Source organism: Bradyrhizobium sp. BRP22, assembly GCF_020194175.1.
Lineage (GTDB): Bacteria > Pseudomonadota > Alphaproteobacteria > Rhizobiales > Xanthobacteraceae > Bradyrhizobium.
Genome location: NZ_JADYVX010000012.1, coordinates 45,836 through 68,677, shown reverse-complemented (window position 1 = coordinate 68,677; position 22,842 = coordinate 45,836). Strand labels below are relative to the sequence as shown.

The window sequence follows — 22,842 nt, the reverse complement described above, 5'->3', positions numbered from 1 at the left end:
CATGATCCTTGGGCAATTTCGGTTGCCGCGATTATAGCCGCTGCGGGCAGGGTCGGCAAAGAGAAGCATGCCACCTTTTCGCGCGGAGGTCTCGATGGTGGGCGCGCTTAGCTTTTGCCCACCTTACGAGATTACTCCGCCACCGCCTTGAAGCGTTCGAGGAACCGCTTCTCGGCTTTTGCCGCGGTCCACGGTGTCAGGTAGTCGCGCTCGGTCGCCTCGGGCAGTGCGGGATCGCGGCCGAACAGGCGCTTGGCTTCGGCCTCGGAAAATCCCGCAAGGCGGGTTGCTTCGAGATAGGCGGCGCCGCGGTCGGCGGCCTTGATCTGCTGCGTGATCTCCTCCGCCAGCACCGAGGGCAGGCCGAAGCGGATGTGGATCGCGGAGAGCAGGCGCTTCTCCACCGTCTTGTAGTCGCCGCCGAGCACCGCCTTGAACGGCGAGATCATGTCGCCGATGACATATTCCGGCGCATCGTGCAGCAGCGCGGCGCGTCGTACGCTGACGTCGACACGCGGCATCTCCTGGCGCATCACCGCCTCGACCAGCAGCGTATGCTGCGCGACCGAGAAGATATGCGCGCCGCTGGTCTGCCCGTTCCAGCGGGCGACGCGGGCGAGCCCATGGGCGATGTCGGCGATCTCGATGTCGAGCGGCGAAGGGTCGAGCAGATCGAGCCGTCGTCCCGACAGCATGCGCTGCCAGGCACGGGCATCAGCTTTTGCCGCCGGCGATCTTCTGCCGGTCATTTCACTTTGAAGCGCGGGCTGCGATGCTTGCCGCCGCAGGCCTCATGGCAGAAGCAGGTGACGAGATGATCGTTGACGAGGCCGGTCGCCTGCATGAAGGCGTAGACGACGGTCGGGCCGACGAACTTGAAGCCGCGCGATGCCAGCTCCTTCGAGACCTTGACCGACAGCGGCGTCGAGGCCGGCACGCTCGCCGTGGTCTTGAACTCGTTGACCTTGGGCTGGCCGTCGACGAAATCCCACAGGAACTTCGAGAAGCCCGGCCCTTCCTCCATGATCTTCAGATAGGACTTCGCGCTTGCGATCGTGCCCTCGATCTTGGCGCGGTTGCGCACGATGCCGACATCGTTCATCAGCGCATGGACTTTCTTGGCGTTGTAGCGCGCGATCTTCTCGGGCTGGAAGTCGTCGAACGCTTTGCGGAAATTCTCGCGCTTGCGCAAGATCGTGATCCAGGAGAGGCCGGCCTGAAAGCCGTCGAGGATCAGTTTTTCATAGAGCGCGCGGTCGTCATATTCCGGCACGCCCCATTCCTCGTCGTGATAGGCGACGTAAAACGGGTCCTCGCCGGGCCACGGGCAACGAATCTTGCCGTCGGGATGCAGTTGCGCAGTGCGGCTCATGCGACCGTCTTTTTCAGCGCGGCGCGGACGACGTCAGGCTCGGCGAGCCTCAAGCCGAGGCCGCCGGCGGAAAGCGAAAGGCCGGCATCGAGCGCATCGGTGACGCGGTCGGTGCGGACCAGCGCCAGGCCGTTCTGGCCCGCGGTCGAGCCCATGGTGCCGACCGGCTTGTCGCCGGCGAGGATGGTGGCACCCGGTTCGGGCGAAAGATCCTCCAGGATGACCTTGACGGTGCGCGTGCGCGCGGTGCCGCGATGCTGCATCCGCGACACCACTTCCTGGCCGACATAGCAGCCCTTGTCGAAATCGACGCCGTGCAGCCGGTCCATGTTGGTCTCGTGCGGGAAGGCGTCACCATAGCTGAAATCGAGCCCGCCGCGCGGGATGCCGCTCGCAATGCGGTGCGCCTCATAGGCGGCGCTGTCGACGAGGTCGGCACCGATCAGACCCACAACCTTCTCTTTCAAATCCTCCGGCACCAGGATGCGGAAACCCAGCGCGTCGTTGCGGGGATCGGCGAAGCAGAGATCGGGCTTCACCGCGGGCTCGCCATCCCAGGCGGCCAATACGCCGAGCCCGTCGGAGAGGTTCTCGACCGCGACCTTGGCGCGCAGCTTGTAGAAGCGCAGCTTGTCGGCCAGCGCCTGCGCGAGTGCGCGCGGCACGTCGATCAGGAAGCCGCCGCCATGGCCGGCGGGCGCCTCCGTGACCAGGAAATCGACGATGATCTTGCCCTGCGGGGTCAGCAGCGCGCCGAACCGGCCCATACCCGGCGCAAGGTCGGTCAGGTCTGACGTGACGAGGCCGTTGAGGAAGTTGCGGGCGTCCTCGCCCGTCACCTTGACCACGCCTCGATCGGGTAGAAATGCTGCTTTCATGCGGCTTTATTCGGCCTGTTCCAAGGTTCCTTTGGGAAACGGAGCTAGCGGATATCCCCTGCGAAGTTAAGGCGCTAAACTACACCGAACAAGGCCCGGCAGGCAGCTTGAACACGGGCGCGAGGAACGATGAATCAGCGTTTTGACACCATTCTAAAATCCGGCACCGTGGTCAATCAGGACGGCGAAGGCGTCCGCGACATCGGTATCAGGAATGGCCGCATCGCCGAGATCGGCGGCCTGAACTGTGATTCGGCCGACGAGGTGATCGACTGCAAGGGCCTGCATGTCCTGCCCGGGGTGATGGACACCCAGGTGCATTTCCGCGAGCCCGGCCCGACCCACAAGGAAGATCTCGAAACTGGATCGCGCAGCGCGGTGCTGGGCGGCGTCACCGCGGTGTTCGAGATGCCCAACACCGATCCGCTGACGGTGACGGAAGCCGCCTTCACCGACAAGGTGAAGCGCGCCCATCACCGCATGCATTGCGATTTTGCCTTCTTCATCGGCGGCACCCGCGAGAACGTGCAGGATCTGCCGGAGCTCGAGCGCGCGGCGGGCTGCGCCGGCGTCAAGGTGTTCATCGGCTCCTCCACCGGTACGCTGCTGGTCGAGGACGACGAAAGCCTGCGGCGCATCTTCCAGGTGATCCGCCGCCGGGCTGCTTTTCACGCCGAGGACGAATACCGCCTCAACGATCGCAAGCCGCTCAGGATCGAGGGCGATCCGCGCTCGCATCCGCTCTGGCGCGACGAGGTCGCCGCGCTGATGGCGACGCAGCGGCTGGTCAAGCTCGCGCATGAGACCGGCAAGCGCATCCACGTACTGCACATCTCGACCAAGCAGGAGATCGATTTCCTGCGCGACCACAAGGATGTCGCCTCCTGCGAGGCGACGCCGCATCACCTCACCATGGCCGCGCCGGAATGCTATGAGCGGCTCGGCACCCGCGCGCAGATGAATCCGCCGGTGCGCTCGGCCGATCATCGCGAGAGGATCTGGTACGGCATCGAGCAGGGCATCATCGACGTGCTCGGCTCCGATCATGCCCCGCACACGCTGGAAGAGAAGGCCAAGTCCTATCCGGCCTCGCCCTCCGGCATGACCGGCGTGCAGACGCTGGTGCCGTTGATGCTCGATCACGTGAGCGCCGGCCGGCTGTCGCTGGCGCGTTTCGTCGACCTCACCAGCGCCGGCCCGGCGCGGCTCTTCAACATCGCCTGCAAGGGCCGCATCGCGGCCGGCTATGACGCCGATTTCACCATTGTCGATCTCAAGCGCAGCGAGACCATCACCAACCAATGGATCGTCTCGCGCGCGGGCTGGACGCCCTATGACGGGATGCGCGTCACCGGCTGGCCGGTGGGCACATTCGTCCGCGGCAAGCGGGTGATGTGGCAGGGCGAAGTAGTGACGCCATCGCTGGGCGAGCCGGTGCGGTTCTTGGAGACGCTGAGGCAATAGTCGCTGTCGTCACCCGCGAAGGCGGGTGACCCAGTATTCCAGAGACGGCAGTGCAGAATCGAGAAGCTGCCGCTTACTGGATCACCCGCCTTCGCGGGTGATGACGACTGAGTAGGTGGAGACTTACTGCCGTGCCAGCGCCAGCGAAAACTCGCCGTTGCGCACGCGCGCCGGCAGCCCTTCGACGAACTTCGCGACCGCTTCCTCGCCATAGGTGCCGACCAGTTCGGCCAGCGCGGCGAACAGGCTCGCCTGCGCGAGGCAGTCGCCGTCGATGCCGTCATGGCGTGCTTCGGCCCAGGCTTCGTTCAGGTAGCTGAGCGCGGCCTGCTTCTGCTCGTGGTCGGGCAGGGGATCGCGGGCAATCGAGAACGCTGGAATGCGCATGAAACTCACGGAGCATGTCGGCGCGATTCACGGCGAATCACGTCATGCACAAAGCTGTAGCATGCGGATTGGGCACGCCTAGGCCACATCTTTAGGAAAGGTTAATGGCGCGAGCCAAGCTCTATCGATCGTTCCGCGCGGCTCAGTTGGCGTAGCGAGCGGTCAGGTCGCGCGAGATCTTCGAACCCTCCTCGACGTAGCGGCGGATCGCCACGACGGCTGCCGGCGTGCAACTGCGGTAGGTCTGCTGGAACCCGTTATAGCCGCGGTTGAAGCCGGCGATCATGCGGGCGCGGCGGTCGCCGGAAGGGGTTTCGGCGTCGATCAGCGCCTGCATCTCGTTGCGCCATTTGGCGCCTTCGTTGCTGCCGCAGATGCCGCGCAGATAATGCAGGGTGCCGAGGATCTCGGCGAGCCGCTGCAGATCGCCGTCGAACGGCGCCGCCGCATCCTCCGCCCGCGCAGGCGAGAGATTGCATGCAGTGACCAGGATGAGAGCGGCCAGGAGATATTTCGACATGGAAGCGTCATATGCCCCTGGATTGTGCTGCAGGCAAGGCGCCGGGAGGCCGCGCCACAAGGCTTCAAATCAGCCGCCGGGCCGCCTGGATCACCTCCTGCAGGCCGCCGGTGACCTTGAGATCGCCGATCTCATCAGGATCGAGCCATTTGAAGTCATCATGCTCATCGTTCAGCTTGGGCTCTCCCGCCGCCCATCGCGCCGCGAACGACATAATCAGATAATGCTCGCCGCCGGCCGAACCCGGCAGCACCTCGCGCCAGCCGGCCAGCGCGACAATGTCGATGCGGAGCCCGGTCTCCTCGTCGACCTCGCGGTGCAGCGCCGTATGCAGGGATTCGCCGAATTCGACCCGGCCGCCCGGCAGCGAATAGAAGCCCTTGCCGGGCGAGCGCGCGCGGCGGACGAGCAGCACCTTGCCGTCGCGAAAGATTGCGCCGGAAACGGCAAGCTGGGGACGGGCAGGCTGGGCAGGGGAGGTCAAGAAGCGATCCAGGACGGAGAGAAATCGGCGCCGATCATGCCCGATTGGCGGCGAAAGGTTAACCGCAGAGTTCGTCAAGCCCAGCCATGGCCACGCTCTCGCTACTCGCTCGCCATGATCCGCTCGATGTCGGCTTCGGTGCCGCCATTGATGATGCCGCCGGCGAGTGCGACCAGCGGCTTGACCCAGATCGTGGCCTGCTCGGCGAGCTTGGCGCGGGTCTTGTCCTGACGCACCTTGCCCATCGCGGCGCTCACGGCCGTCAGGATCGAGGTCATGGTTGTCGTGATGTTGTCGAACTCGGCGCGGACCTTGGGATCGGCCGCTTCATAGGCCTCGATCGCGAGGTCGCGCGCCCTGAAGTTGGAGGCCGTGAAATGCTCGGCATAGGACAGCGGGCGCCAGCTCATGAAATCCTCGGCGCATTCCGCCATGTCCGGAATCATTTCGAGCAGCATGATGGCTTCGTTGAAGTGATTGAGGTAATCGGTGGCAAGCCCGGTGCGCGGATTGATGTTGGCGGCGCGCAATTGCGCGGCCCGGGCCTCGTCCGAGCCTGCCGGTCGCGGTGTCGGGCGATCGGATTCCGCTGCTGGTAAGCCCATTGAATTCATCCTAACCAGTGTTCGACAGGGGCGGTTAAAAGGTCCTGAACGACTACCTAGTTTTCCCGGAATATGTGCGGACGCTTCGTCATCACCTCGCCGCCGGAGGCGATCAGGCTGCTCTTTGGCTACGTTGAGCAGCCCAATTTCCCGCCGCGGCACAATATCGCGCCGACCCAACCCGTTCCCGTGGTGATCCTCGAGAACGGCAGCCGGCATTTCCGCCTGATGCGCTGGGGCCTGATACCCGCCTGGGTCAAGGATCCCCGTCAGGTCGGCCTCTTGTTCAACGCCCGCTCGGAGACGGTGCTGCAGAAGCCCGCCTTCAAGAATGCGATCAGACGCCGCCGCTCGCTGATCCCTGCCGACGGCTATTATGAATGGCACGATGAGGGCAGCCGCAAACGGCCCTACTTCATCTATCGCCGCGACAAGCAGCCGGTCGGCTTCGCGGCGCTGGCGGAGACCTGGATGGGCCCGAACGGCGAGGAGGTCGATACGGTTGCGATCATCACCGCACCGGCCAGCGCCGATCTGGCGAGATTGCATCATCGCGTGCCGGTGACGATTTCGCCGGACGCTTTCGAGCGCTGGCTCGATTGCCGCAACGACGAGGTCTCGCTGGCGATGCCGCTACTGAAGGGCCCGTCCGTCGGCGAATTCGTCTGGCATGAGGTCTCGACGCGGGTCAACCACGCCGCCAATGACGATGCGCAATTGCTGCTGCCGATCACGGACGAGGAGCGTGCGGCGGAAGCGCCGAAGCCGAAGCGGCCCGCGCCGCGCAAGCCACCGACAGTGGAAGACGACGGGCAGGGGAGTTTGTTCTGAAGCTGTAGGGTGAGGCAAAAAATCGTAGAGTGGGCACGCCTCGCTTTGCTCACCCTACATTTTACGTGAAAATATTCAGCGCGGCGTATTGCACGAGCATGATGGTCTTGGCGTCGACGATGCGGCCGTCCGCGATCATCGCCTGCGCTTCATCAATCGATATTTCCAGTACCTCGATGTCCTCGCCCTCATGGGCAAGGCCGCCGCCGTCGCCTACCCGCATCGAGGCGTCATACTCGGCGACGAAGAAGTGGAGTTTCTCCGTCACCGAGCCCGGGCTCATGAAAGCTTCGAATATCTTCTGGACGTGGTGAAGCCGGTAACCGGTCTCCTCTTCCGCCTCGGCGCGGATGCGGTTCTCCGGCGTTTCGTCGTCCAGCATGCCCGCGGCTGCTTCGATCATGAGATCGTCGTGGCCGTTGATGAAGGGCGGCAGGCGGAACTGCCGCACCAGCACGACCTTCCCCGTGGCGAGATTGTACGGCAGCAGCGTGGCGGCATTGCCGCGGTCGAACACTTCGCGATTCTGGGTCTGCCAGCCGCCATCATTCCGGCGATAGTCGAAGGTCACGGACTTCAGCAGGTAATGCTCATCGGAGAGCACGCGCTCGTCCTTGATGCGGACGCGGTCGGAAATGCTCATGGCGGTGAGCGCCCGTCGATCCATCTGGAGAAGACGAGAAGCTGCTGCTCCTCATAACCGATCGACTGATAGAACGCGCCGACCTTGTCGTTCTCCCGCCGCACCAGCAATTGCAGCTTTGCAATCCCGGCCGCCCGCAGCCAATCCTCCGCCGCACGCATGATCGCCCGGCCGAAGCCTGATCCCTGCCTGTCAGGATCGACCGCGACGTAGTAGACCCAGCCGCGATGGCCCTCATGGCCGACCATCGCGGACGCGACGATCATCCCATTGTCGCGGCCGACCAGGATGTCCGAATTCGGCCCGCGTCGCGCCAGCGCGATGTCGGCGACTGGATCGTTCCATGGCCGCGTCAGGCCGCAGCGCTGCCAGAGTGTGACGACATCAGTGACGTCAGCGTCTGCGATCGGCGCGATCGCGAGCGCGGCGACAGGGGTTGAGGGCGCGACGTTCACAGCACTTTGCCGGGATTCATGATGCCGAGCGGATCGAGCATCGCCTTGATGCTGCGCATCAGTTCGATCGCGACCTTGTCCTTGACGTCGGGCAGTTCATCGCGCTTGAGCACGCCGATGCCGTGCTCCGCCGAGATCGAGCCGCCCATCCGCAGCACGATGTCGAACACGACGGCATTGACCTCATGCCAGCGGCTGAGGAAATCGGCGGTGTCGGCACCGATCGGCTGGCTGACATTGTAGTGGATGTTGCCGTCGCCGAGATGGCCGAATGGCACCGGCCGCGCGCCGGGGATCAGCTTGACCACCGCCGCATTGGCCTCTTCGATGAAGGCCGGAACGGCCGCGACGGGCACCGAGATATCGTGCTTGATCGATCCGCCTTCCGGCTTCTGCGCCGCCGACATCTCGTCGCGCAATTTCCAGAACGCCTGGCGCTGGCCCAGATTGGCCGCGATCACGGCATCGTCGACGATGCCGTCCTCCATGCCCTCGGCGAGGATGACTTCCAGCGTATCGCGAGCATCGTCGCGCGGCGAGGACAGCTCCATCAGCACATACCAGGGGTGCTTGGCCTGAAGCGGATCGCGGATGTCGATGCCGTGCCGGATCGAGAAATCCACCGCGATATCGGCCAGCAACTCGAAGCTGGTGAGACTGCCGGCGGCCTCGTTTTGCGAGATCGACAAGAGCTTCAAGGCGTCCGCCGGGGATTTCAGCCCGACATAGGCGGTCTCGATCGCCCGCGGCTTCGGAAACAGTCTTACCGTCGCCGCGGTAATGATGCCGAGCGTGCCCTCGGCGCCGATGAAGAGGTTGCGCAGGTCGTAGCCGGTATTGTCCTTTTTCAGTTTCGACAGCGCGTTGAGCACGCGCCCGTCGGCCAGCACCACTTCGAGCCCCAGCGCCATCTCGCGCGCCACGCCATAGGCCAATGCCGCCGTGCCGCCGGCATTGGTCGAGAGGTTGCCGCCGATGGTGCAGCTTCCCTCGGCGCCGAGCGAGAGCGGGAACAGCCGGTCGACGTCGCTGGCGCGCTGCTGCGCCACCTGCAGCACCACGCCGGCCTCGCAGGTCATGGTGTTGGAGGCGGTGTCGATCTCGCGGATCTTGTCCAGCCGCTTGAGCGAGATCACGACCTCGCCATGATGCGGCGTTTGTCCGCCGACCAGGCCGGTATTTCCGCCTTGCGGCACCAGCGCGATGCGATGCTCGCTCGCGAGCTTGCAGATTGCCGACACTTCCGCAGTCGAGCCTGGCCGCAGCACCAGCGGCGAGCGGCCCTGGAACAGGTTGCGCTCCTCGACGAGATACGGCGCGATATCGGTCGCATCCGTCATCGCGTGTTTGTTGCCGACGATGGCGCGGAACTTGTCGATCAGTTCCGGCGAAAGCTGCGGCGCGGGCGGCTCTGCGATGTTCATCCCGGTCTCTTTCATTCCGACCGCTTTTTCATTCGCGGCCAACGGCTGCGCGGCGCAGCCGGTCGTTGATGGCTTCGCCCAGACCTTCATGGGGAATGGGCATCACCGCGATCGCACGCGCGGCGGTGGTGTCGAGCGCGCGCAGATGGCCGAACAGATTGGCGGCGGCCTCGGCAAGATCGCCGCCAGCGGACAGATTCATCACGGCGGCCGCCGAATCAACCCCCGATATTCTCAACGGCCCAAACGCCAGAAGCGCCTCTCCGGGCTCGATCCTGTCGGCGTTGAGTCGCACGTTTGTGCGCGGGGCATAATGGGAAGCCAGCATACCCGGCGCCAGCGGCTGGCCGCTGTCGCTCTCGGCGTCCGCGGGCAACTGCTCAAGCTTGTGACCGAGCGCGCGCTCGATCTCGCTGCGCGGCAGCCCGCCCGGCCGGAGCAGCGTGGCGCGCGCGAAGCAGCCGACGATGGTGGATTCGACCCCGACCTCGACCGGCCCGCCGTCGACGATCAGGTCGATGCGCCCCGCAAGGTCGCTTGCGACGTGCTCCGCCGTGGTCGGCGATACATGGCCGGAGAGGTTGGCGGAGGGCGCCACCACCGGCCGGCCGAAGGCGCGCAGGATGTCGCGGGCGATGGGGTGGGCAGGCACGCGCACCGCGACGGTATCGAGCCCCGCGGTCGCGAGCTCCGCCACCGGGCAGTCCTCGGCTTTCGGCAGCACCAGCGTCAGCGGCCCCGGCCAGAACGCTTCGGCAAGCGCGGTCGCCACCGCGTCGAACCGGGCGATCCGCCGCGCGGCGGCGAGATCGCCGACATGCGCGATCAGGGGATTGAAGGCCGGCCGCCCCTTGGCCTGGTAGAGGTGGGCGACCGCGGTGGCGTTGGTGGCGTCGGCGCCGAGCCCATAGACCGTCTCGGTCGGGAACGCCACCAGGCCGCCTGTCGCGAGCACGTCGGCAGCCGCCGCGGTCGCGGCTGTTCCGGCCGGCAGAATCCGGGTTTTTAGACTGGTTTCCACTGTGACTAGAATCCTCAAATGCGCTGCTTGCGGTCGCCCGAACCCGACGCTATAAGCCGCGTTCTTAGTCGGAGTGTGGCTCAGCCCGGTAGAGCACTGCGTTCGGGACGCAGGGGTCGCAGGTTCGAATCCTGCCACTCCGACCATCTAAAGCATTGAAATACTTTAGTTTTATTTTCTGCTATTTTGCTCAACCTGAGCGCAGGGTACAGGTTGGGGTACAGATTTAGCAAATCTCGGCCTTCCCACTAAGTTCATTTAGACCTGAACGGCATGTTTCTGGCCGCATTCGGCATGGGTCGCATTTTTTGGGCGCGGGTTTGCGACATGTAGTGCGTGCCGCACGCAGGGCGCTCAGGTATTGCTCCTACCGTTGTCGTAGATGTCGAACAAGTCGCCTTTGCATTTCAAGGGCGCATTGGTGCGATCGATTTTTGCTTGAATACGAGCAAGCGGTTTGCTGACGCCGTCGTTCGACGACAGCACGTATTAGACGAGCGTAGGGTCTTGTAGCGCGCTGGTTGTGCCCCTAGGATTTTTCCCGGGGGGAAGATGGCTACCATTCGGCTCGACGCCTTTTCTCAAGACACCATTGTCCTGCACTTCGGTGGTCCGGAGGGGACCATCGATGCATACACGCTGGCGAACGCTCTAATTGGCTTCGCTGACACAGCCTACGCCGTTAACGCCGCGATCGATCCTGGCCAAGAAATCGAGATCATTGTCGAGGCGACTGGTCCGGGCAGCTATCGAACGGTACTTCGGAAACTGAAGAAGGGGTTCACCGGCGGTGTGCTGTCCGGCATTGCCGGCACCATCTTGTGGAACGTCGTATCTAACGTCATCTATGACGCGACTCTAAAGGGCGCAGATCCCAAGCCCCAGATCATTGTCAACACGACTGAAGTTATCATTAAGCACGGGACCGACACGATCATCGTCCCGCGTGTGGTCCATGATGCGACTGAGAACGTGAAGAAAAGTCCAGCGGTTCAAGAAGGAGTAAGAAAAACCTTCGATAGCCTTGAGGCCGATACTCACGTCAAGGAGTTTGGTATCACCGGCAGCATTGCTGACACGCGCCCCCTCATCTCGATCCCGCGCTCTGAATTTCGATTCGTCGTGACGCCTATTGTGGAGCTGGAAGAGCAGCCACTGGAACGCACTAGGAAGGAGCGTGCGCGCCTAGTCATCTTAAAGGCGTGGTTGAATCATGCCAGGCGCAAGTGGTCATTTGAATGGAACGGTGTGCCCCTGTCTGCGCCCGTCACAGATAAGGAATTTCTCGATAAATTGGATCGACGCGAACATCTACTGGGGGCGGGTGACGCCCTAGATGTCGAGATCACCTATCGCCAAAAGTATGATGTGTCTCTTCGTGTATACGTCAACGACCCGGGTTCGTTCGTAGTTTCTCGAATTATCCGGCCTGTGCCTCGCGAAGTGCAGAAGCGACTGTGAGCATGGTCCAACCTTGGAATAAGTATGCATGCACTGTGCCGGGTAAGCGAACGACTGGCACATGTACTGTTATGGATACTGTACATCACGTCACGCACACGCCAGCAGCGCTGCGGATTGTGGAAGACGGTAAAATTGCTCGCGGACTAATCTATGACGAGTGCGCGTTGAATGACTCGCGAACTACCGTGGTCTGGCTCTCACCAAACGAATGGTACTGGGGGGTCGCGATACGGAAGTGTGCAGTTCACATTCGATTTCAAGGATCTGGTCAAGGGCCGGAAAGTGTATTGGGTGGAAGCCCAGACTGGCTACAAGCCACCGGCATGCCGATTTCTCATTAGCGACCAAGAGGTCAAGCACCTTCCTGTACAGCTCTACGATGCGGCCCGGGAAGACGGGCCGCTTCGGTATGTCGACGGGGTCTGGTACTGGAACCACAATCTAACAGGCGAATTTCTTCTGGAAGCCAGTCTCCTGACTAGTGAGTGTCGCAAAGTAGATTTCATCAGACATCACGCGCAATTTTGCGCAATTGGAGGGTGTAGCGATCAGGGGAAAGAAGGGGATGGCGCCGCGGGACGAGTGATCGCGTACATTCTTTCTCGCAAGACAGATGTTATCGACGCGCCACTTGTTGTAACGGCTCCCAAAAAGGTCCTATCTTCGGCTGTCGAACGCGGATTGTCACGCATCTGTATGGCGCTCGGTGCGATCTCGGGTAAACTCAATGGACCATTGAACTCCAACACGAGCGTTGATGCTGCTTTGCGTGCAGCGATGCTGCAGTACGCAGAGGGAGAGCGCAACGCCGCTGTTGAAACGGTTAAGCTGATTGGCTCCGACGACATATTTCGAAAGAGACTCGGGTCAATGGTGGAAGCGCACTTCGGTGTGAAGAGCGAGGTGATGGCAAGCTAAAGCTCAAAAATCGTTTTGATCATATGAAGCAATTATCTATCGATGAACTGCACGGGCTCAGGCTCCGTATATTCGACAATGCGGAAAGCCTGCACAAGGAGGCGAAAGTTCTGCTCGATGCGGGCTTCCACGCGCGGGCTTATCTTCTCGCCCATTTCGCGTGCGAGGAGTTGGGGAAGCTGCCGATCATAGTCGGCATTGTGGGCAACCTCATAAGGTGCGAGCCCGTCGACTGGAATAGGGCTATGAAGCGACTTCGAGATCATAAATCGAAAGTCGATTCAGACGATTTCCATCAATACGTTTTTGGAAGAGAACTCGACCTACTGGCGGACTCCGATATTGCATGGCTTAAGGAGGCGCGCTCCAAGGCAATGCAGCGGGTGGCGCTAAAGAACAACTCCACCTATGTCGACGTTTCTGGAAATAAGATTGTGTCGCCGATGGATGCAATCACCAAGGAAGACGCAACTGAGATGATAGAGCGGGCTTTCGAGTCCCTCCGTGCCCATTGGCGAGCTGAGAGCCTCATCAACCCCCTTCTCAGGGCAGCACATGAAGATGCTATCGTCAACGACGCGGTGGAACAGAAGGTGTAGCCAGTAGTCGATCCTGCAAGCGTCGCTGTAACGGCGGACGCGCAGCCTTGCAGAAAAAGGGCGGCACCTCGGCCGCCCTTATTTCGGAATGGTCATTCGCTTACTCAAACGTGACGGCGAACTTGCCAATTGCACCAGGCGTTGCGGCCTTGGGATTATCCTGCCAGGCGAAGATGACTTCCACTGGCATCTTGAGGGCCTGGAGGACGTTGTAGGTGGTCTTCCAGGCGTTGTTGGCATCCTGCCCTTGGATCGAAACGCCTACTTCTTCGACGTACTTGTAGCCATTGTCTTCTTTCTTTCCCGTCACCTTATTGCACAGGATCAGATTACGAGCCTGCTCCTTGGTCATGTGTTTCACGCATTCGCGGATCACGATGAACATCAGCGGATTCCAGTACGCTTCGGCGGGCGACAGGCGCTTGCCTTTCCACACGATCGATTTGACGGTGGTGTAAGCCAAGTTCGGAGGTGAGGCGGGGTTGAAGATGCGCTCGGCGGAAGCGGGTTCGTTCGTCTTCGCCTTGAGCATATCGATCGCGTCGAGGCCCTTCAGAATCACCGAGTCCATGGTGTCGACCAAGGGTTCTGCATAGGCCTTCATGCGTTCAATTGTCGAGGCTTCGAGGGTTACTTGTGGCATCATGATTTGCTCCTTTGGGGTCCGGAAGTGGACGCGGGCAATATATGCCACGGCTTAGCGCCTAAAGGAGCATCTATTAGGCCTAATAGAGTCACGTTTCCGTGATGTGTGCTATAGCGTAACGCAAACTATGACGCCGTTGCGGGCAGCCGAGGTGCTCGTAGGAGGTTTGATTTGGTGTTCTCGCCGGACGACCATTGGCTTGAACGTTAAAATTGCATGTATGACGTAGTACCATCTTAGCGGGCCGGATCTTTTGGGGTACAGATTGGGTACAGAATGAACGTGAACAAAAGCCGAATAATGTACCCGGTCGAGGATAGAAATGTAAGTAAAATCAATGAAGTGTTGGCTGGTACCCTAGTTCGGGACGCAGGGGTCGCAGGTTCGAATCCTGCCACTCCGACCATTATTTCAATGACTTATAGTTTCGATGCGCTGGCTGTGCAACGCCGCCCGGCGGCAGGTGCATTCTGATCTCGGCCCGCTCATCGCATCGACCGGAGGCGGCCCAACAAGGGCGGTAGCCCGGTCTATCGGGAGTTCGTCACGGGCGACAGCGGCCCGAAGCCAATTCAGTCAAGCAGCATCGAATGCACGGGCGACCGCCGCGGCGTCAACCGCATTGACGGTCGGCAGGTCCGAAGCGGGAACGTTTCCGCCAAGGAAAGCGTGGATCTTGAGCCAGGTGAGGCGATGGCTGCTCTGGTGGATCGGCATCGCCTGACGCAGGCCATCCGCCCCGGACAGCCGGATGGCCGCGGGCCGCGCAGAGGTTGCCGCATCCATCGAGACATCGAGGCGATGATCTACACCGACGGCATGGAGCTGCAGTGCATCCTGCGCCAGAGGCGAGACTCTGCCGATCATCGACGCCGACGTCGGCCCGACGCCGACGTCGGCCACATATCCCCTGGCGTTGCGTCGAAAAGCGCGGACGGACGGATCTGCGCCAGTCAACTTCCGCAATATGGCGAGTTGCTCGAGAAAGGCCCCTCGCAGTCGGCGCTCCTCCGCCGCGGCGACTGTGACCATGCAATTGATCACCGCGAATGAGCGCGTGCACGCCTCGGCGAAACCTGCATCGGCTTCCATCCGCGGCAGATAGGTCCAGGCCGGCGCGACCGGAATCGTCAGGGTCGACGGCGCCCATAGCCGGGCGGCGTCGAAGACGACTATTCGGACATCCGCAGGCGGATTCTCCAACGAGGCGTAGGTCGCGTCCGCCGGACCATCGGCCACGACACGAAAATGCGCCGGGATACTGGCAAGACTGGCCGGCACGGCGCCGTAACCTGGCCCCGTCGCGTTCGGCTCGCGCAACAATACTGTAAACTGACGGATCATTCCTCGGATCCCAGCAGCTTGTCGCAGGAATCGACGATGTCCATCGCGAAGCCGAAGTCGTCCAGGAGTGTTTCAAGGGCGATCAACGGAGCGGCTTCACCGCGGGCTACATCCCCGATGTGGGACACATGGCCTGGTAACCACTGACGGGCTCCTCGAAGACCGTGGTGCCTTGCGCCCGGGATATCACCACGTGGGCCGACCCGGCCAGGACGTAGGACGGCGGAAAGCTGGCAGTAAGCTCGTGTCGACGGCCCATCACCCGGAGACGCCAATCTGCCGGCCATGTGCCTGGGAGGAGGGCAAGAAACTCGACCTGCGCATCGCGCGACGCCATCGAGATCGAATAGCCAAACGGCGGCAGGAAGCGCGACGACACGACGGTGCCTACCGAGGGGTAAAAGTCTCGCAAGAGCGGAATGTCGTGGATGGCGAGACCAAGGATCGCACCTCTCATGAAGAGTCGACGGAAGGCGAGGTCGTCCCCAGGCACTCCAGCCCGCTGCATTCGGGAAGAGGGTAATGGGTCCGTCGCCTGATTGATGAAGACGTCATTGCTCGGAAGAAAGACGGTCGCCTGGATGAAATCAGCTTGTTCCTGCGCCTCGGCCCAGGCCGCCTGCGCGGCTCTATAGGCAGGGTCATAGGCGTGCATGGCGCCGACCACGATCGGCGTGCCGGTCGCGCGAGCGGTTCGGCCGATCTCTTCAGCCTCCGCCCTGGTCACGGCCAGCGGCTTTTCGCAGAAGATCAGTTTTTTCCCCGCCTTGCACGCCGCGATGACCTGTCGCGCGTGAACCGCATCAGGACTGCAGATCGCAACGATCTCGACCGCCGGATCGTCCAGGACATCTTGTTCGCGGGTCGACCCCTTTGCACCGCAGCGGCGAGCGACCTCGGCTGCCACGCGTGGATCAGGGGACACGACGCGGACAATGTTGAACCGGTCGCGAAGTGTTGCGAGGACCGGAATGTGAATCGCCTGTGTGGCGAGACCGCCTCCCAAAAATCCCACGCCGCTCGACTTATCCGGCATCTTCTTCCCCCGCGCGGTCAGACCGTGGCCATTCGATTCCACGCTTCGCAGCCCGATGCTCGAACGCGTTCATCGCCCGTTGGCGGACGAAAGATGCCGGACGATCTCTTCGGCGCCGATCGTCGCCAGTGCGACGGTCGTCAAGGTTGGATTGCAGGCCGTCTCGGTGGGGATCAGACCATTCCCGCCGAGGAAGAGATTCTTCACCCCCCAGACCCGGCAGGTGGGATCGCAGACGCTCGATCCGTCGTCCTGATCCCCCAGGCGGTATGTTCCCTGATAGTGGAGTGAACTGCCCGGCGGCAGGAGGCGCGGCTCCGGGAACAGCGGATTGCCAATGGAGGATATCTTGTCCAGAGCCGCTCGAGCCGCGGCTATGCGTTTTTGGTCCACCGGCGTAAAGCCGTAGCGTATCGTCATTTTCGGCAGACCCGCCCAGTCAGTTTCGCTGTCACTGAATTCGATGCGGTCCTCCGGCCGGATGTCCTTGGCCACGAAAGCGCCAACTGCAAACACAGGCTTGCCGGTCGCGGCGGTGCCTTGCGCAGACGCAAGCGAATTGCCATCGACTTCGAAGGTTTGGATGGAGCAAGGAAAGTCCTCGCCGAGCGGCGGTATCCAGCTCACGCCATTGGCCGCGCTGGCGAACAGGCCGTAGGAGAGCCATATGCCAGCCTCCCTGGAGGTCGAGGGCGCGACATCACAGCCGGTGAACTCCACCATGGTCACCATCATGGCATGCTCGTTCAGATGACGTCCGAGCGCCGGCGGCCTGATGTCCGACGCGAACAGAAGTTGTGGGGTACGCAGCGCATCTGCAGCGACGACAACCCATTTTGCACGAACCGTAGAAATCTCCCCGCTGTCGAGATCCTGCAGTTCGACGGCTCGTGCGGAACCGTTCTCGACGAAAATACGCCGAGCCCGAGTCTTGCTCAGCAATCTGACGCAGCCTTCCGGCCGATCGAAAATGTCGCGCAGGATCACCGCGGGCCCGTGCAGGATCGCCTTGCCGGCGCTATGGGACCCGGCGAAGGGCATCGGCTGCACGGCTCGCTCCGCTGTGCGCCCGGCGTTGAACAATGATGCGAGGACGGATCGGACATATCGGCCGGCGGGGCTGTCGAATCGATCGGATGCCACATCCAGCAACCGATTGGCTTGCGCAAAGGCCCGAGCCAAACGACTTTCCGGGATGCAGCCAATGACCTCCGAGCCGCCCGGCTGCGGGCAGCAGCAGAGCCAGTGCGATCCCATGCCACCGACATTGCTCGATGCCGACGCCACCGGAAAACCTTGCGTTTCGGCGTTTCCGTCCGAAAGAAGAAACAGACCTGCGATCCTGTCCGCCGACAATTCGCGCTCTGAAGCATCTTTGCCGCGAAACGGACCTTGCGACATGGCTTTTGCGTGATCGAGCGCCGCGCGGTCGGCGATCGTCGAGCTATGCTGTGCCGGAGGTGTCGTGATGGCCGGTCCGGCCTCGACCAACAACACCGTTGCGTTGGGCGCCTTGTCGCTGATCATGCGGGCGTATGTCGACCCGGCCGGTCCTGAACCGACGATCACGACATCGACGTCCGCATCGGCCCGCGGTCGATGTGCCGATTTGAGATCCATGTCGAGATCCATTGTTATGCCTGTCCTTGTTCCTGTTTCAGGGCAAAGCGGCATATTCGACGGCGACGGCTACGATCAGATTTCAGGAAGCCCGAACTGTGTTGCCGATGAAACGCATCCGTCAGCTCATGCTTCCGCCCCGTTCATCGAGCGGGTTTCGTCATGTTCAGAACCGCGCCGCCGGCGTAGTACGGTCATCGGAAAGGCAGCCGAGGTCACTCCGCAAGCTGCGGCGCGCCAAGCGTGCGCCGGCGCAAGGTGGCGAGCGAGAGTGCGAGAGCGCCGAGCGCGCACAAGGAGATCGTCGCGACCATCGGTCGCGCGGTGCCATCGAAGAACAGGCTGACGATCACGATCATCAGACCGCCCGTCACCATCTGCAGCGTACCGCCCAGCGCCGATGCCATGCCGGCGATCGGGCCGTGCTCCTCCAGCGCCAGCACCATGGTCGAGGGGATCACGAGCCCCATCGCGGCGAAGCCCAGGAACAGCAGCACCATCATCACTGCAAGACTGTCGATGCCGGCGAGGTTGAGGCCGAGCAGAAGCGTGGTGAACAGCGCATAGGCCGCCGTCGCCGCTATCACCATCCGGCCCATGCCGTAGCGCTGGCCGAGCCCCGCGGCAAACTGCGAGGCGCCGATAAAGCCGAAAGCGTTGATCGAAAATGCGAAGCTGAAGGTGGTCGGCGATAGGCCATAGTGGTCGATATAGATGAAGGAGGAGCTCGCGATAAACGCGAAGAAGCTCGCCATGCCGAGCCCACCGATGAAGGTAAGGCCGAGGAAGTGCCAGTGCCGCAGCAATTGCCCGAAGCTTTCCAGCACGTGGCGCACGCTGACGTCGACGCGCTCGTGCACCGGCCGTGTTTCCGGCAGTTGCAGCGCCATCAGGATGAAGGCCAGCACCGCGACGATGGTGACGGCGACGAAGACGGCGCGCCAGCCGAACGGCACGATCAGCGCGCTGCCGCCGAGCGGCGCGAGGATCGGTGAGACGCTCAGCACCAGCATCACCAGCGCCATCAGTTGTGTCGCCTCGATGCCGGTGTGCAGGTCGCGGATGATGGCGCGCGGGATTACCATCACCGACGAGGCGCCGATGCCCTGCACGAAGCGGAAGGCGATCAGCCAGCCGACACTGGGCGAAAGAGCGCACCCGATCGAGCCGATGATGAACAGCACCAGGCCGACATAGAGCGGCGGCTTGCGTCCGGCCATGTCGGAGATCGGACCGTAAACGATCTGGCAGATGCCGAAGGCGATGAAGAACACCATCAACGTCATCTGCGTCGCCGCCGTCGAGGCGTTCAGATCATGCGCGATGGTCGGCAGCGCCGGCAGGTACATGTCGATGGCGAACGGGCCGACCGCCGACAGCAGGCCGAGCACGATGGCGTTCTTGGTGTAGGTCGAAACCATGAGAGCTGACTTCCAGGGGATTCATGTTCAGGCGTTCGGCATTGATGCGCGCGTCAAAAACGCGATCATCCGCCGTTCGAAATATTGATTAGGAGGCGACGCCTGCCGTACGCGCGCTCGGCGGTTGCGGCAGGTCGAGTGGCGCATCTGTCGAGAAGATGTGGGGTGCCGTAGCCGTCTTGGAAGATGACCGACGTGAAGCGCCGATGCTCGCGCACGTGGATGTTATCGAGTGCGTCCTTCGTGCAACAGTTTGTCGAGGCGGTCGAGAGGCGCAGCTCCTGCCGTCGTGTGGCCGTCGCAATTCTTTCGGCGTCTGCCTGCGAGTACGGGCTCGAGCCGAGCTCGGAAGCAAAGAAGAAAGATGTCGTCTGGGTCGCGCGCGATGACGATCGTCCACCAAGGGCATTCGTTGGCATCGTGACCGTTCAAGGGATTGCAAGCCGATCCCGGCATTCGTCCGCCAAATAAGCGGCAATTGAAACAAAAATTGATCAATAGTCTCGAAGGACAGCGGGGATATATCGCAGAAACGACTTGATTTTTCCCTTTCCTGATTTCGTTGGCTGCATTTATTTTGATGAGTAGGTTATAATGAGTAATCAACCATTGGCTTTGCAGGCAATTGGTGAAGCCCAGCCCATGCCGGAATATCTCCGGCCCTGTCCTATTCGATTGCAGCGACGAAGCGGTTGAGCGCGCCGATGAGAAAACCGCTTCAATCGCTGGCTTCGACCGCCTGTATTGCCATGCTCCCGTTGATCGCGATGCCGAATGCGCAGGCAAAGCAACAATGCAGCGCCGCGATGCCATCAAATCCCAATGGGCAGTGGTGGTCCTATCGTCTGATCGACGGACGAAAGTGCTGGTATGCGGGCAAGCCGATGCTTTCGAAATCGTTGCTGGAGTGGCCCAAAGCGGCATCTGCCGAATCCGGATCCGGAAAATTTGGAGACGTCCTCACAGCGAAGCCGAGCGAGCCATCAGACGCGCAAGCGGTGGCACTGAAAGACGCTGACACTTTCGAAGCGCGATGGCGGGACCGGATATCTATTTGCAGGGCCTGCAACTGACCACATTCACGAAATGACAGGAGCTCGTAACGCTTGCTGTGCTGGGAACGGATTGGCGATTCGGTTCCAGCTCGCTCACGGCTGCAACAGGATTGCTTCATGTCCTGCAGTGCGGATTGCAGGCGACAGATTGCCACAGCGCGAGGTCCAAATAGAGTGTCAAAGGCTGCCGTGTCACTCCCGGGGAACACAAAAATTGCTTAATTGCGTGCCATTTCTGCAACGTATGTCAAAAAAAGATCGCCCAACTATTGGCCTGAAAGCCTCTTGTTGCACCCGCAAGGAGCGTCAGGTTAGTTCTACCATTGCCCTTCGGCCGGGCTACGTTCGTCTCTTAACGCGGACGGATCGGTATATGGGCCGGGTTGGGTGATCATGAACACATCGCGTCCGTGCAACGTCCTTATGCTCTATCCGCGCTTCGCCGCGGACTCGTTCTGGAGCTTTGGCGAATCCTGCAAACTGATGGGCGTTCGTCGCCCCGCAGCTCCCCTTGGCCTGATTTCCGTCGCCGCGATGTTGCCGGCAAGCTGGACGGTGCGCCTGATCGACTGCAATACGGCGTCGTTCGCGGATGACGATCTTGCCTGGGCTGACGTCGTCTTCACGGGCGGAATGTTGCCGCAACAGGCGGACACGCTACGGCTGATCGAGGTTTGTCGCTCATGGGGCACGCCGGTGGTCGTCGGTGGCCCCGACCCAACCTCAAGTCCGCATATCTATGCCGCAGCCGACTTTCAGGTGCTCGGCGAGGCCGAAGGTGTTATCGGCGAGTTCATTGCGGCGTGGGAGAGCGGCGCCCGATCGGGCGTCTTCACAGCGCCCAAGTTCCAGGCCGACGTCACCAAGACGCCGGTGCCGCGTTTCGATCTGCTCAACTTCCAGGACTATCTTTATCTTGGCGTGCAGTATTCGCGCGGCTGCCCCTTCACCTGCGAGTTCTGCGACATCATCGAACTGTACGGGCGCGTGCCGCGGACCAAGACGACGCCGCAGATGCTCGCCGAGCTCGATGCGCTCTACGAGATGGGATATCGCGGCCATCTCGACTTCGTCGACGATAACTTCATCGGCAACAAGAAATCCCTCAAGCTGTTTCTTCCCGAACTCGCCGCCTGGCAACGCGCGCACGACTATCCGTTCGAGTTTTCGACGGAAGCCTCGATCAATCTGGCCGATGATCCGGAACTCCTGGACATGATGGCCGCGGCCAACTTTTTCGGCATCTTCGTCGGCATCGAAAGCCCGGACCCGGCGACGCTCACAGCGACGAGGAAGAAGCAGAACACAAGGCGCAATATCGCGGAGAGCATTCACAAGATATACGGTGCCGGGATGCTCGTCACCGCGGGCTTCATCGTGGGCTTCGACACCGAGAAAGTCTCGATCGCGGACGCCATGATCGACTTCATCGAGGAAGCAGCCATCCCCGTGTGCATGGTTGGCCTGCTCTATGCCTTGCCAAACACGCAGCTCACGCGCCGTCTCGCCCGCGAGGGTCGGCTGCACGCCAATCACGATTTGGGACCAACCATCGGCGGCGATCAGTGCACCGATGGCATCAATTTCGATCCGACACGTCCGTTGCGCGACATCTTGATGGACTACAGACAAATTCTGGAGAGCGTCTATCATCCAGCCGCGTATGCGAGCCGTGTTGACCGGCTGATGACGATTCTCGACCGTTCGAGGCAGCGTCAGGAACTGCCTGACGGTGACATCCGCGCCAAGGTGCGGGCGTTGGAGACCGTGCATCGCGTCGTCACCGCCATTCCCGAAGCGCACGATCCGTTCTGGCGCACCTTCCTCAACTGCGCCAAGCGAGACTCGTCCTCGGCACGAATCGCAGTCGCCATGATTGCGGCCTACGCGCATCTTGGACCCTTTTCACGCAAGGTCATCAGCGCAATCGATCGTCGCCTGGCCACTCTTGGTGAGCTTCCACCAGGTGCGACGGCCAACATCGCGATGGCCGAGAACGTAACCTAGAGCGTTTTCGAGCGAAGTCGGGTACCGGTTCGAAGCGCCGCCCGAGACCTGAGGCGGCATCGGGATCGGACCGATGCGACTGCTCAAGCTCACCTATCTGTGAGAACGTGAAGTCTGGCCCGTTCGATGAGACACATGAACGGATCGCGCCGGTGAGCGTGGCAGATCTCCGAACTCCGAGGAGTGATAGTCGCGTCCTTCCGGTGTGATGATGTGGACGTCGTAGCATCCAGTTTGAGACAGCTCCCGAGCTTTCCTGAGTGCAGCTTCAGGGGTCCTGCGGCGGTGGACGATTTCGCCGTGTTTGCACATCGCCTTGACGGAAAAGCTCATTGTTTCTTCTTCTTCTTTTTCCTTTTCATAGCTTCGGCCTGGACTTTGAACGCGTTGGCCAGCGACCGCATCTGCTCCGCGACGAAGGCGTCCGCGGTACTTGCCGCCACGCGCTCGGCGGTTGCTGCCTGCTTGCGAATTGCCTTGGTCATCTTCATCGAGAGGCAATTTCCTCACGCAGGTGTTGTTCCATGCTGCGGCGCCAAGTCCTATTGGCTCGATGTTCCCGATATCATCGTGCCGATGCCCAAGAGGAACGTCTCTCCGACGCAAGCATTGAACAGCCGTGCCGTTGATCCACGGCATTCTCCCCCC

Annotated in this window: 24 protein-coding genes and 1 tRNA gene; 8 read left to right on the top strand and 17 right to left on the bottom strand. The window is 61.7% G+C overall.

Going from position 1 to position 22,842, the window contains the following annotated elements; all coding sequences use genetic code 11:
* Window positions 1-131 precede the first annotated feature (131 nt).
* Genes I6F35_RS17545 through I6F35_RS17535 form a run of 3 tightly spaced genes read right to left on the bottom strand, consistent with a single transcriptional unit; the run spans window position 132 to window position 2,250 of the window.
* Window positions 132-749 (bottom strand): HD family hydrolase, encoded by a 618-nt coding sequence (locus I6F35_RS17545; RefSeq protein ID WP_225118942.1) that lies wholly within the window; start codon window positions 747-749, stop codon window positions 132-134.
* Window positions 746-1,372 carry a DNA-3-methyladenine glycosylase I gene (locus I6F35_RS17540; protein WP_225118941.1) on the bottom strand — a complete coding sequence of 209 codons (627 nt, stop codon included), beginning with the start codon at window positions 1,370-1,372 and terminating at the stop codon, window positions 746-748. The genes I6F35_RS17545 and I6F35_RS17540 overlap by 4 nt, the downstream gene beginning before the upstream one ends.
* Complete coding sequence (locus I6F35_RS17535) at window positions 1,369-2,250, bottom strand: folate-binding protein (RefSeq protein WP_225118940.1); 882 nt, start codon at window positions 2,248-2,250, stop codon at window positions 1,369-1,371. The genes I6F35_RS17540 and I6F35_RS17535 overlap by 4 nt, the downstream gene beginning before the upstream one ends.
* A 129-nt stretch (window positions 2,251-2,379) precedes the next feature.
* On the opposite strand from I6F35_RS17535, the gene I6F35_RS17530 reads away from it, so the two are divergent.
* Window positions 2,380-3,714, top strand: a complete 1,335-nt coding sequence (locus I6F35_RS17530) for a dihydroorotase (RefSeq protein ID WP_225118939.1) — start codon at window positions 2,380-2,382, stop codon at window positions 3,712-3,714.
* Between the two features lie 123 nt (window positions 3,715-3,837).
* Here the strand turns inward: I6F35_RS17530 and I6F35_RS17525 are convergent, their stop codons facing one another.
* The 4 genes from I6F35_RS17525 to I6F35_RS17510 all read right to left on the bottom strand — a co-directional run bounded on the left by I6F35_RS17525 (window position 3,838) and on the right by I6F35_RS17510 (window position 5,710).
* On the bottom strand, window positions 3,838-4,101 hold the full coding sequence (locus tag I6F35_RS17525) for a hypothetical protein (protein WP_225118938.1): 264 nt from the start codon (window positions 4,099-4,101) through the stop codon (window positions 3,838-3,840).
* 142 nt (window positions 4,102-4,243) lie between these two features.
* Window positions 4,244-4,621, bottom strand: a complete 378-nt coding sequence (locus tag I6F35_RS17520) for a TIGR02301 family protein (protein ID WP_225118937.1) — start codon at window positions 4,619-4,621, stop codon at window positions 4,244-4,246.
* 64 nt (window positions 4,622-4,685) lie between these two features.
* On the bottom strand, window positions 4,686-5,105 hold the full coding sequence (locus tag I6F35_RS17515; protein ID WP_225118936.1) for an NUDIX hydrolase: 420 nt from the start codon (window positions 5,103-5,105) through the stop codon (window positions 4,686-4,688).
* Between the two features lie 101 nt (window positions 5,106-5,206).
* Window positions 5,207-5,710 carry a hypothetical protein gene (locus I6F35_RS17510; RefSeq protein WP_225118935.1) on the bottom strand — a complete coding sequence of 168 codons (504 nt, stop codon included), beginning with the start codon at window positions 5,708-5,710 and terminating at the stop codon, window positions 5,207-5,209.
* 72 nt (window positions 5,711-5,782) lie between these two features.
* Between I6F35_RS17510 and I6F35_RS17505 the strand changes: the two genes are divergently transcribed.
* Window positions 5,783-6,541: an SOS response-associated peptidase gene (locus I6F35_RS17505; protein WP_225118934.1), complete on the top strand. Its 759-nt coding sequence runs from the start codon at window positions 5,783-5,785 to the stop codon at window positions 6,539-6,541.
* A gap of 61 nt (window positions 6,542-6,602) precedes the next feature.
* Here the strand turns inward: I6F35_RS17505 and I6F35_RS17500 are convergent, their stop codons facing one another.
* Genes I6F35_RS17500 through I6F35_RS17485 form a run of 4 tightly spaced genes read right to left on the bottom strand, consistent with a single transcriptional unit; the run spans window position 6,603 to window position 10,084 of the window.
* Entirely contained in the window at window positions 6,603-7,184 is a 582-nt protein-coding gene (locus tag I6F35_RS17500; RefSeq protein ID WP_225118933.1) for an NUDIX domain-containing protein, read from the bottom strand.
* Window positions 7,181-7,639 carry a GNAT family acetyltransferase gene (locus I6F35_RS17495; protein WP_225118932.1) on the bottom strand — a complete coding sequence of 153 codons (459 nt, stop codon included), beginning with the start codon at window positions 7,637-7,639 and terminating at the stop codon, window positions 7,181-7,183. The genes I6F35_RS17500 and I6F35_RS17495 overlap by 4 nt, the downstream gene beginning before the upstream one ends.
* Entirely contained in the window at window positions 7,636-9,063 is a 1,428-nt protein-coding gene (locus tag I6F35_RS17490) for an FAD-binding oxidoreductase (RefSeq protein WP_225118931.1), read from the bottom strand. The genes I6F35_RS17495 and I6F35_RS17490 overlap by 4 nt, the downstream gene beginning before the upstream one ends.
* 28 nt (window positions 9,064-9,091) lie before the next feature.
* Entirely contained in the window at window positions 9,092-10,084 is a 993-nt protein-coding gene (locus I6F35_RS17485) for an L-threonylcarbamoyladenylate synthase (protein ID WP_225118930.1), read from the bottom strand.
* Between the two features lie 69 nt (window positions 10,085-10,153).
* Between I6F35_RS17485 and I6F35_RS17480 the strand changes: the two genes are divergently transcribed.
* The 4 genes from I6F35_RS17480 to I6F35_RS17465 all read left to right on the top strand — a co-directional run bounded on the left by I6F35_RS17480 (window position 10,154) and on the right by I6F35_RS17465 (window position 13,065).
* Window positions 10,154-10,230: transfer RNA gene (locus I6F35_RS17480), tRNA-Pro, on the top strand.
* Window positions 10,231-10,636: 406 nt separating this feature from the next.
* Window positions 10,637-11,545, top strand: a complete 909-nt coding sequence (locus I6F35_RS17475; RefSeq protein WP_225118929.1) for a hypothetical protein — start codon at window positions 10,637-10,639, stop codon at window positions 11,543-11,545.
* A 240-nt stretch (window positions 11,546-11,785) separates the two neighbouring features.
* Window positions 11,786-12,466: a hypothetical protein gene (locus I6F35_RS17470; protein ID WP_225118928.1), complete on the top strand. Its 681-nt coding sequence runs from the start codon at window positions 11,786-11,788 to the stop codon at window positions 12,464-12,466.
* A 23-nt stretch (window positions 12,467-12,489) separates the two neighbouring features.
* Complete coding sequence (locus I6F35_RS17465) at window positions 12,490-13,065, top strand: AbiV family abortive infection protein (protein ID WP_225118927.1); 576 nt, start codon at window positions 12,490-12,492, stop codon at window positions 13,063-13,065.
* A 100-nt stretch (window positions 13,066-13,165) separates the two neighbouring features.
* On the opposite strand, the gene I6F35_RS17460 is transcribed toward I6F35_RS17465, so the two are convergent.
* The 5 genes from I6F35_RS17460 to I6F35_RS17440 all read right to left on the bottom strand — a co-directional run bounded on the left by I6F35_RS17460 (window position 13,166) and on the right by I6F35_RS17440 (window position 19,132).
* Complete coding sequence (locus I6F35_RS17460) at window positions 13,166-13,711, bottom strand: hypothetical protein (RefSeq protein ID WP_225118926.1); 546 nt, start codon at window positions 13,709-13,711, stop codon at window positions 13,166-13,168.
* A 576-nt stretch (window positions 13,712-14,287) separates the two neighbouring features.
* Window positions 14,288-15,055 (bottom strand): hypothetical protein, encoded by a 768-nt coding sequence (locus tag I6F35_RS17455; RefSeq protein ID WP_225118925.1) that lies wholly within the window; start codon window positions 15,053-15,055, stop codon window positions 14,288-14,290.
* 106 nt (window positions 15,056-15,161) lie between these two features.
* Window positions 15,162-16,091 carry a Gfo/Idh/MocA family oxidoreductase gene (locus I6F35_RS17450; protein WP_225118924.1) on the bottom strand — a complete coding sequence of 310 codons (930 nt, stop codon included), beginning with the start codon at window positions 16,089-16,091 and terminating at the stop codon, window positions 15,162-15,164.
* 69 nt (window positions 16,092-16,160) lie between these two features.
* The gene (locus I6F35_RS17445) at window positions 16,161-17,723 is read right to left on the bottom strand and encodes a GMC oxidoreductase (RefSeq protein WP_225118923.1); all 1,563 of its coding nucleotides are present in this window, start codon (window positions 17,721-17,723) and stop codon (window positions 16,161-16,163) included.
* 203 nt (window positions 17,724-17,926) lie between these two features.
* Window positions 17,927-19,132 (bottom strand): multidrug effflux MFS transporter, encoded by a 1,206-nt coding sequence (locus I6F35_RS17440; RefSeq protein WP_225118922.1) that lies wholly within the window; start codon window positions 19,130-19,132, stop codon window positions 17,927-17,929.
* Between the two features lie 704 nt (window positions 19,133-19,836).
* Here I6F35_RS17440 and I6F35_RS17435 point away from each other — a divergent pair.
* A complete protein-coding gene (locus tag I6F35_RS17435; RefSeq protein ID WP_225118921.1) occupies window positions 19,837-20,205 on the top strand; it encodes a hypothetical protein in 369 nt (122 codons plus the stop codon).
* A gap of 375 nt (window positions 20,206-20,580) precedes the next feature.
* Window positions 20,581-22,194, top strand: a complete 1,614-nt coding sequence (locus I6F35_RS17430; RefSeq protein WP_225118920.1) for a B12-binding domain-containing radical SAM protein — start codon at window positions 20,581-20,583, stop codon at window positions 22,192-22,194.
* 329 nt (window positions 22,195-22,523) lie between these two features.
* On the opposite strand, the gene I6F35_RS17425 is transcribed toward I6F35_RS17430, so the two are convergent.
* The gene (locus tag I6F35_RS17425; RefSeq protein ID WP_225118919.1) at window positions 22,524-22,685 is read right to left on the bottom strand and encodes a hypothetical protein; all 162 of its coding nucleotides are present in this window, start codon (window positions 22,683-22,685) and stop codon (window positions 22,524-22,526) included.
* Window positions 22,686-22,842 lie beyond the last annotated feature (157 nt).

Excerpts from the sequence above, each read along its gene's own strand:
- I6F35_RS17535 (WP_225118940.1), bottom strand. The coding sequence starts at position 2,250 with ATGAAAGCAGCATTTCTACCCGATCGAGGCGTGGTCAAGGTGACGGGC.
- I6F35_RS17435 (WP_225118921.1), top strand. The coding sequence starts at position 19,837 with ATGAGAAAACCGCTTCAATCGCTGGCTTCGACCGCCTGTATTGCCATG.
- I6F35_RS17425 (WP_225118919.1), bottom strand. The coding sequence starts at position 22,685 with ATGAAGATGACCAAGGCAATTCGCAAGCAGGCAGCAACCGCCGAGCGC.
- I6F35_RS17465 (WP_225118927.1), top strand. The coding sequence starts at position 12,490 with ATGAAGCAATTATCTATCGATGAACTGCACGGGCTCAGGCTCCGTATA.
- I6F35_RS17545 (WP_225118942.1), bottom strand. The coding sequence starts at position 749 with ATGACCGGCAGAAGATCGCCGGCGGCAAAAGCTGATGCCCGTGCCTGG.
- I6F35_RS17500 (WP_225118933.1), bottom strand. The coding sequence starts at position 7,184 with ATGAGCATTTCCGACCGCGTCCGCATCAAGGACGAGCGCGTGCTCTCC.
- I6F35_RS17505 (WP_225118934.1), top strand. The coding sequence starts at position 5,783 with ATGTGCGGACGCTTCGTCATCACCTCGCCGCCGGAGGCGATCAGGCTG.
- I6F35_RS17540 (WP_225118941.1), bottom strand. The coding sequence starts at position 1,372 with ATGAGCCGCACTGCGCAACTGCATCCCGACGGCAAGATTCGTTGCCCG.
- I6F35_RS17450 (WP_225118924.1), bottom strand. The coding sequence starts at position 16,091 with ATGCCGGATAAGTCGAGCGGCGTGGGATTTTTGGGAGGCGGTCTCGCC.
- I6F35_RS17455 (WP_225118925.1), bottom strand. The coding sequence starts at position 15,055 with ATGATCCGTCAGTTTACAGTATTGTTGCGCGAGCCGAACGCGACGGGG.
- I6F35_RS17525 (WP_225118938.1), bottom strand. The coding sequence starts at position 4,101 with ATGCGCATTCCAGCGTTCTCGATTGCCCGCGATCCCCTGCCCGACCAC.
- I6F35_RS17520 (WP_225118937.1), bottom strand. The coding sequence starts at position 4,621 with ATGTCGAAATATCTCCTGGCCGCTCTCATCCTGGTCACTGCATGCAAT.
- I6F35_RS17460 (WP_225118926.1), bottom strand. The coding sequence starts at position 13,711 with ATGATGCCACAAGTAACCCTCGAAGCCTCGACAATTGAACGCATGAAG.
- I6F35_RS17430 (WP_225118920.1), top strand. The coding sequence starts at position 20,581 with ATGAACACATCGCGTCCGTGCAACGTCCTTATGCTCTATCCGCGCTTC.
- I6F35_RS17510 (WP_225118935.1), bottom strand. The coding sequence starts at position 5,710 with ATGGGCTTACCAGCAGCGGAATCCGATCGCCCGACACCGCGACCGGCA.
- I6F35_RS17440 (WP_225118922.1), bottom strand. The coding sequence starts at position 19,132 with ATGGTTTCGACCTACACCAAGAACGCCATCGTGCTCGGCCTGCTGTCG.
- I6F35_RS17445 (WP_225118923.1), bottom strand. The coding sequence starts at position 17,723 with ATGGATCTCGACATGGATCTCAAATCGGCACATCGACCGCGGGCCGAT.
- I6F35_RS17530 (WP_225118939.1), top strand. The coding sequence starts at position 2,380 with ATGAATCAGCGTTTTGACACCATTCTAAAATCCGGCACCGTGGTCAAT.
- I6F35_RS17475 (WP_225118929.1), top strand. The coding sequence starts at position 10,637 with ATGGCTACCATTCGGCTCGACGCCTTTTCTCAAGACACCATTGTCCTG.
- I6F35_RS17490 (WP_225118931.1), bottom strand. The coding sequence starts at position 9,063 with ATGAACATCGCAGAGCCGCCCGCGCCGCAGCTTTCGCCGGAACTGATC.